This is a genomic window from Kitasatospora sp. NPDC088548, from assembly GCF_044753005.1.
Lineage (GTDB): Bacteria > Actinomycetota > Actinomycetes > Streptomycetales > Streptomycetaceae > Kitasatospora.
Genome location: NZ_JBIVMI010000014.1, coordinates 208,791 through 216,690, shown reverse-complemented (window position 1 = coordinate 216,690; position 7,900 = coordinate 208,791). Strand labels below are relative to the sequence as shown.

The 7,900-nt window shown below is 73.4% G+C and carries 5 protein-coding genes and 1 pseudogene; 2 read left to right on the top strand and 4 right to left on the bottom strand.

Going from position 1 to position 7,900, the window contains the following annotated elements:
- A pseudogene (locus ACIP82_RS20010) lies at window positions 1–94 on the top strand (ATP-binding protein); the annotation flags it as partial.
- Between the two features lie 100 nt (window positions 95–194).
- Here the strand turns inward: ACIP82_RS20010 and cimA are convergent.
- From cimA to ACIP82_RS19990, 4 genes are all read right to left on the bottom strand, one after another.
- Window positions 195–1,802, bottom strand: a complete 1,608-nt coding sequence (gene cimA / locus ACIP82_RS20005; RefSeq protein WP_400654768.1) for a citramalate synthase — start codon at window positions 1,800–1,802, stop codon at window positions 195–197.
- A 377-nt stretch (window positions 1,803–2,179) separates the two neighbouring features.
- Window positions 2,180–3,292: a branched-chain amino acid aminotransferase gene (locus tag ACIP82_RS20000; protein ID WP_363610801.1), complete on the bottom strand. Its 1,113-nt coding sequence runs from the start codon at window positions 3,290–3,292 to the stop codon at window positions 2,180–2,182.
- 272 nt (window positions 3,293–3,564) lie between these two features.
- Entirely contained in the window at window positions 3,565–4,602 is a 1,038-nt protein-coding gene (locus ACIP82_RS19995; RefSeq protein ID WP_363610799.1) for a 3-isopropylmalate dehydrogenase, read from the bottom strand.
- Between the two features lie 9 nt (window positions 4,603–4,611).
- Window positions 4,612–5,232 carry a Uma2 family endonuclease gene (locus ACIP82_RS19990; RefSeq protein WP_363610797.1) on the bottom strand — a complete coding sequence of 207 codons (621 nt, stop codon included), beginning with the start codon at window positions 5,230–5,232 and terminating at the stop codon, window positions 4,612–4,614.
- 166 nt (window positions 5,233–5,398) lie between these two features.
- On the opposite strand from ACIP82_RS19990, the gene ACIP82_RS19985 reads away from it, so the two are divergent.
- Entirely contained in the window at window positions 5,399–7,894 is a 2,496-nt protein-coding gene (locus tag ACIP82_RS19985) for a YfhO family protein (protein ID WP_400654764.1), read from the top strand.
- Window positions 7,895–7,900 lie beyond the last annotated feature (6 nt).

Below are 7,900 nucleotides of genomic sequence, written 5' to 3'. Positions count from 1 at the left end.
CCCCGTCATCACCCTCGACGCCCGACGACGCGACAGCGCCAAAAGCGCCCTCATCACCCTCGTCGAACACGCCCTCCTCGCCCGCCTCCGCTGAGTGCGCGTCCGCTGAGACGAAGCGGCCCACGGACCTCGGGGTCCGTGGGCCGCTTCGTGGTCCGGTCCTGTTCGGTCCGGTGCTGTTCGTCGGTCCGGTGCTATTCGGTGGGCTCCAGCCCGGACCTGATCAGGCCGTAGGTGTAGGCGTCCTCCAGGGCCAGCCAGGAGGCCGCGACCACGTTGTCGGCCACCCCGACGGTGGACCAGCTGGAGGTGCCGTCGGTGGACTCGATCAGCACGCGGGTCTGCGAGCCGGTGCCGTGCTGGCCCTCCAGGATGCGGACCTTGTAGTCCACCAGCTCCAGCGTGGCCAGCTGCGGGTAGATCCCCTCCAGCGCGGCGCGCAGCGCCTTGTCCAGCGCGTCCACCGGACCGTTGCCCTCACCGGTGGCGATCTTCCGTTCGCCCTTGGCCCAGAGCTTCACCGTCGCCTCGTTGCCCGGCTTGCCGTCCGGGCCCTGCTCGCTGATGGTCCGCCAGGACTCCAGGGTGTAGAAGCGGTCGCGGCTGCCGCGCACCTCGTCCCGGAGCAGCAGCTCGAAGGAGGCGTCGGCGGACTCGTAGGTGTAGCCGAGGTTCTCCTGCTCCTTGACCTTGGCGACCACCCGGCCGGCCAGGTCGCGGTCGGTGGAGAGGTCGTAGCCGAGCTCCTTGCCCTTGAGCTCCACCGAGGCCCGGCCGGCCATGTCGGAGACCAGCATCCGCATGGTGTTGCCGACCGTCTGCGGGTCGATGTGCTGGTACAGGTCCGGGTCGACCTTGATCGCGGAGGCGTGCAGGCCGGCCTTGTGGGCGAAGGCCGAGAAGCCGACGTACGGCTGGTGGGTGGAGGGGGTCAGGTTGACCACCTCGGCGATGGCGTGCGAGATCCGGGTCATCTCGGCGAGGCTGCCGGGCGGCAGCACCCGGCGGTCGTACTTGATCTCCAGCGCCCCGACCACCGGGAACAGGTTGGCGTTGCCGACCCGCTCGCCGTAGCCGTTGGCGGTGCACTGGACGTGGGTGGCGCCGGCGTCCACCGCGGCCAGGGTGTTGGCGACGGCGCAGCCGGTGTCGTCCTGGGCGTGGATGCCGAGCCGGGCGCCGGTCCGCGCCAGCACGTCCGCGACGATGTCCCGGACGCCGGCCGGGAGCATCCCGCCGTTGGTGTCGCAGAGCACGACGACGTCGGCGCCGGCCTCGTGCGCGGCGCGGACCACCGCGAGGGCGTACTCGCGGTTGGCCTTGTACCCGTCGAAGAAGTGCTCGCAGTCGATGAAGACCCGGCGGCCCTGGGCGCGCAGGTGGGCGACGCTGTCCCGGACCATCTCCAGGTTCTCGTCCAGCGTGGTGCGCAGCGCCAGCTCGACGTGCCGGTCGTGGGCCTTGGCGACCAGGGTGACGACCGGCGCGCCCGAGGTGACCAGGGCGGCCAGCTGCGGGTCCTCGGCGGCCTTCCCGTCGGCCCGCCGGGTGGCGCCGAAGGCGACCAGCTGGGCGTGCTTGAGGTCCAGCTCGGCGGCGGCGCGGGCGAAGAACTCGGTGTCCCGGGGGTTGGCTCCGGGCCAGCCACCCTCGATGAAGCCGACTCCGAAGTCGTCCAGGTGCCGGGCAATGGTCAGCTTGTCGGCCACCGTGAGGTTGATGCCCTCGCGCTGCGCGCCGTCGCGCAGGGTGGTGTCGAAGACGTGGAAGCTGTCGTCGGTGCGGCTGCTGGCCTCGGTCATGGCCGTGGAATCTCCGTTCGGGGAGGTCGTACTGCTTGCCGGGATGGCTGCGTCCGATCGCCGCCGGCTCCTGCCGGCGGACCACGCTCCACTGTCCAGCATCCCGCGCGCACCCGGTGTCTCTCGGCCCCTTGTGGGGGCTCCGGCCGGTCCGGGGTAAACAAAAAGACCCCTCGCGGGTGCGAGAGGTCTGCGCGCGGGTCTGGACGCTGGTGGTCGCTCCGCATCGGGTGGTGCGGAAGCGGTCACTGCGGACCGGCGCGCCTGCTGCTAATAATCAGCGAAAGCGAGGACACCCTCGCAGTCTCGCACATCATCCACACTCCGGCCCGGCCGTCTCGCGATCCGAAACGGCGCAGGCCGGAGGCGGTGTCGGGTCAGACGATCTTGTGCAGCCAGCCGTGGGTGTCGGGGGCCTGGCCGCCCTGGACGGCGAGCAGGGCCTTGCGCAGCTCCATGGTGACCGGGCCGGGCTCACCGGTGCCCACGGTCCAGTCGGCGCGGGCGGACTTGACCGAGCCGACCGGGGTGATGACGGCGGCGGTGCCGCAGGCGAAGACCTCGGTGAGGGTGCCGTCGGCGTTGCCCTGCTTCCACTCGTCGGTGGAGATCTTCCGCTCCTCGACGGCGTAGCCGAGGTCGGCGGCGAGCTGGAGCAGCGAGTCGCGGGTGATGCCGGGCAGCAGCGCGCCGGACAGCTCCGGGGTGACGATCCGGGCGTCCCTGCCCTCGCCGAAGACGAAGTACAGGTTCATGCCGCCCATCTCCTCGATCCACCGGTGCTCGGCGGCGTCGAGCCAGACGACCTGGTCGCAGCCCTTCTCGGCGGCCTGCGCCTGGGCGATCAGCGAGGCGGCGTAGTTGCCGGCGCACTTGGCGGCGCCGGTGCCGCCGGGCGCGGCCCGGACGTACTCCTCGGAGAGCCAGACCGAGACCGGCTTGATGCCGCCGGGGAAGTAGGCGCCGGCCGGCGAGGCGATGATCATGAAGAGGTAGGAGTTGGCCGGACGGACACCCAGGCCGACCTCGGTGGCGAACATGAAGGGGCGCAGGTAGAGGCTCTGCTCCGGCTGGTTCGGGACCCAGCCCTGCTCCTGCTGGACCAGCAGCTCGACCGCCTCGACGAAGGTCTCGACCGGCAGCTCCGGCATCGCCAGCCGGCGGGCCGAGGCCTGGAAGCGGGCCGCGTTGGCCTCCGGGCGGAAGGTCGCGATCGAGCCGTCGGCCTGGCGGTACGCCTTGAGGCCCTCGAAGATCGACTGGCCGTAGTGGAGCGTCATGTTCGCCGGGTCGACCTCCAGCGGCGCGTACGGCGCCAGCTGGGCGTCGTGCCAGCCCAGACCCTCGGTCCAGCGGATGGTCACCATGTGGTCGGTGAAGACGCGCCCGAAGCCTGGACTGGCCAGCCGGGCCTCGCGCTCCGCGTCGGACAGCGGGTGGGCGGAGGGCTTGAGGTCGAACGTGATGGGCGCCTGGGTGGGCGTGCTCATGGCTGTGTGTCCTTCACCGTGGGGTTTGTCCGGGCCGCCTCCGTCGGGTGAACGTTTCGGCGAACGAACGCACGACGGCACGGCCCACTGTCGATACTCGCATCCAGAGGGCCGTGCCGAACAGCCACAGGCTCCTTGGGGAGCCGCAAGCTGCGGTTATGTGATCCGGCCCGTCAGCCGGAACACCTTCAGTCGGATCCGGCCCGCTAGCCGGAACACCTTCAGTCGGTTCCGGCCCGCTAGCCGGAACACCTTCAGTCGGTTCCGGCCCGCTAGCCGGATACTCGCCCGGCGAGCGCGTCGCCGACCTGGGACGTCGTACGGGTCCCGGTGCGCTCGGCCAGGTCCGCGGCGACCGCGGCCTCGACCCGGGCGGCCTCGGCGGCCAGGCCCAGGTGGTCCAGCAGCATGGCGACCGACAGGACGGTGGCGGTCGGGTCGGCCTTGCCCTGGCCCGCGATGTCCGGCGCCGAGCCGTGCACGGGCTCGAACATCGACGGGAAGTCCCCGCTGGGGTTGATGTTGCCGCTGGCGGCCAGGCCGATGCCACCGGTGACGGCGGCGGCCAGGTCGGTCAGGATGTCGCCGAACAGGTTGTCGGTGACGATGACGTCGAACCGCTCGGGCTGGGTGACGAAGAAGATGGTCGCCGCGTCGACGTGCAGGTAGTCGGTGGTGACCTCGGGGAACTCCCGGCCGACCTGCTCGAAGATCCGGGTCCAGAGGTGGCCGGCGTGCACCAGCACGTTGTTCTTGTGGACCAGGGTGAGCTTCTTGCGCGGGCGGGCCTGGGCCCGGCGGTACGCGTCGCGGACCACGCGCTCGATGCCGAACGCGGTGTTCAGGCTGACCTCGGTGGCCACCTCCTGCGCGGTACCGGTGCGCAGCGTGCCGCCGTTGCCGACGTACGGGCCCTCGGTGCCCTCGCGGACGACCACGAAGTCGATGTCCGGCTCGCCGGCCAGCGGCGACTTCACGCCCGGGAAGAGCCGGCCGGGGCGCAGGTTGATGTGGTGGTCGAAGGCGAAGCGCAGCTTGAGCAGCAGCCCGCGCTCCAGCACGCCCGACGGCACGCTCGGGTCGCCGATGGCGCCGAGCAGGATCGCGTCGTGGCCCTTCAGCTCCTCCAGCACGCTGTCCGGCAGCGTCTCACCGGTGCGGTGGTAGCGCCGGGCGCCGAGGTCGTACTCGGTGGTCTCCAGCTTCACGTCGGCGGGCAGCGCGGCGATCAGGACCTTGAGGCCTTCGGCCACCACTTCCTGGCCGATGCCATCACCGGGGACAACTGCGAGACGAATGGTGCGAGACATGCTCGGACCCTACTCCGGTGTCCCAGAAGCTGACATCCTGTGTCCACTATCCGGACGCGAGGCGGATCCGGGCAGCACGATGTCGACCGGGAACGGGTACTCGGTGACGAGCCGGTCATGGAAGATCCCGGTCGGGACGTAGGCGCGCGTGGCCGGGTCCCTTTCGTACGTGTAGACGACAGGTCGGCCTTCGTCACTCTCGACCCGCCAGAAGTACCGGATGCCGGCGGCGGCGTATTTGCGCGGCTTGATCTCCCGGTCGCGTGCCTGGAACTCCTCGGAGACCACCTCGACGGCGAGCAGAACGTCCTCGCCGAGGCAGAAGGTCTGCTTCAGCCCCGTGTCGGAGCGCTCGTCGACCACCAGCAGGTCCGGCTCGGGCCGGTTCCGCTTGTTCAGCTTGACCGTCATCTCGCGCCAGACCTCCCACCCGTCGGGGGCGGCGTCCTCAAGGGCCCGTTCCAGCGCGCGGAGCATCCGCATGTGGAACTTGGTCCGCGGACTCACGAAGATCAGGCTCCCGTCGAGCAGTTCGGTGTGCGGCGGGAGATCCGGCAGCCGGTCGAGGTCCTCGGCGGTGTACCCGCCGACCGGGGGGCGAAGCCAGTCGGGGTACGGCGCGACGCTCATGGTTCCTCCCATACGGGCACCCTGGCGGCTGCTCCCAGGCTACTCGGCAGGTCCTGTCCGCACGCCACTCCGACGAGGGAGCGCGTGAGCCTCAATTCGCGCGGGGGGCACGCTTATGCTCGCGGGGATCCGGTCCGGAGATCCTCGGAGAACGGGGCACAGCAGCGTGGTCGAAACCGGCGGACGCCGAGGGCGGGAGGCGCTGGCCTGCGGGGGCGCGGCGGGGCTGGCCATGGGCGGGTACGCGGTGGCGGCGGCGCTGCGCGGGGCGTGGCCGGCCGGGGCCGCCGAGGTGGCGGTGCCGTTCCACGCCCGGCTCTGGGACCTGGTCCACGGACGGGGCGCCGGGGACCTGCTGTTCAACTGGAACAGCGGGTACGGGGCACCGTTCCTGGCCGACTTCTTCGCCTACCTGATGAACCCGTTCTCCTGGCTCGCCGTCCTGCTGCCGCGCGACCAGGGGCCGCTCGCGGTCTTCCTGACCACCCTGCTCAGCATCGGCCTCGGCACCGCGCTGATGGCCCACGTCCTCGGCCGGCTGTACCCAGGACCGCGCCGGCTGCGGGCCCTGGCCGCCGTCGGGTACGGGCTCTGCGCCTGGGTGCTGGGCGTCGGCGGGGCGGCGCCGATGTGGCTCTGGGGCCTGGTCTCGCTGCCGCTGCTCTGCCTGGCCGGGGACTGGTGTCTGCACGAGCGCCGCTGGGCGGCCGGCACCCTCTGCGTCGCGCTCGCCTGGGTGGGCAACCTCTACACCGCCGCGATGGCCACGATCATGGCCGGCCTGGTGCTGACGGTCCGGCTGCTGGCCGTCCGGCGGCCGTTCAGGACCGTGGTCCGGGTGACCGGGCGGGCCGTGACCATGGCCGCCACCGGGGTGCTGCTGGCCGGGCCGGTGCTGTTCGTCGCCGTCCGGGCCGCGCAGGCCGCCCAGCCGGAGTCCCCGGCGCGGCCGGTCGGGCCGTCCGGGCTCGGCGGGCACCTGGCGCAGCTGCTGCCCGGCACCCGCACCGGCCGGCCGCTGCCGGACGTCGCGATCGGCCTGCTGGGCCTGCTGCTGGTGGCCGGGCTGCCGTTCAACCGGCGGGTGCGGGCCCGGACCAGGCTCGTCTGGTCCGGGCTGCTGGCGCTGGTGGTGCTCAGCTTCGTCTGGACGCCCACCGTGCTGGTCTGGCACGGCCTGGCGATCCCGGCCGGCGGCCCGTACCGGGTGGCGTTCGTGCTCAGCGGTCTGCTGGTGATGGCCGGCTGGGTCTCACTGGCGCACCGGCCCGACCTGCTCACGCTGCTCGGCGGCGCCGCGCTGGTGGCGCTGGTGGCCGGTCTCGCGGCGGACCGGAAGTCCGTCCCGGCGTCCACCTGGGTGCTGCTCGCCGTGGGCGGCGCCGTCCTGCTCGCCGCGCTGTGGACGCTGGAGCACCGGCACACCGACCGGCGGGCGGGCGCCGTCGCGACGGCGGCCCTGGCCTGCGCGGTGCTCGGCGGCGCGGTCTGGTCGGCGTACGCGGCGCTGGGCGCCACCGCGCCGGGCACCGCCGCCGGGGCGCCCGTCCGGGCCGGGTACGCGGCGCTGCGGCAGGCCGCCGACTGGCCCGCCGGCCGCGGCGACCCCGGCCCGCACGCCTTCACCCCGAACGACCCGCTGCTGCTGGACGGCCAGGGCGGCGGCTACTCCAGCGGCTACCTGCCGACCGTCACCGCGCTGCTGCTGCACGACCTCGGCGCCGGGTGGACGGCCGGCGGCCGGCGGACCGACAGCGTCACCGACCCGGTCGGGCGGGCCCTGTTCGCGGTGCGGACGTACCTCGCCGACGGGCCGCCGCCGGACGGTTTCACGGTCGGCCGGGCCGCCGCCCCGCCGCTGGTCACCGTGGTCCCGGCGGACGCGGCGGCGGACACCTCCTCGGTCTGGTCCCGGCAGGAGTCGCTGCTCGGCAGCCGGGTGTGGGACGCCCCCGAGCCCGCCCCGGACGGCGGCCCGGTGCCGGCCCTGCACGGCACCAGCGGCTGGTCCGTCCCCGCCACCCCGGCGGGCACGGAGGGCACCGTCTTCACGGCGGGCTGTACGCCGGGCGGTACGGCGTACTTCCACGGGGTCTGGTTCAACGGCACGGTGAGCGGTCTCGGCACCACCTACCGCAGCGAGGGCGAGCAGCCCGCCACGGCCGTCCCGGTCCATCCGCTGGGGCCGGTGCCCGCCGACGGCCGGGTCCGGGTGGTGCTGCGGGCGGACGCCGTCACCCAGGTCCCGGCCCGGCCGATCGGCTGCCTGCGGCCCGGCGCCCTGGAGGCGGCGCTGGCGCGGATCGCCACGACCGGCGCCACCCGGGTGGCGGTCGGCGGGCACACCGTCACGGCCGCCCTGCCGCCGGGCAGCACGGGCACCGCGCTGCTCTCCGTCCCGGCCACCGAGGGCTGGACCTGCGCGGCCGGCGGCGGGCCGTACGCGCCGCCCCGGCCGGTGCTGGGCATGATCGGCGTCCCGCTCGGCGGCGGCGCCGACCGGATCGGCTGCGTCTTCCGTCCGCCCGGCCTCACCGAGGGGCTGACGGTCGCCTCGGCCGCCGCGGCGGTCACGGCGCTGGCCGCCGTCTTCGGCCGGCTCCGCCACCGCCCCACCCGGCCGCCCCGCCGGGTCCGCCGGGCGGCCGCGGCACCGCGCTGACGCCCC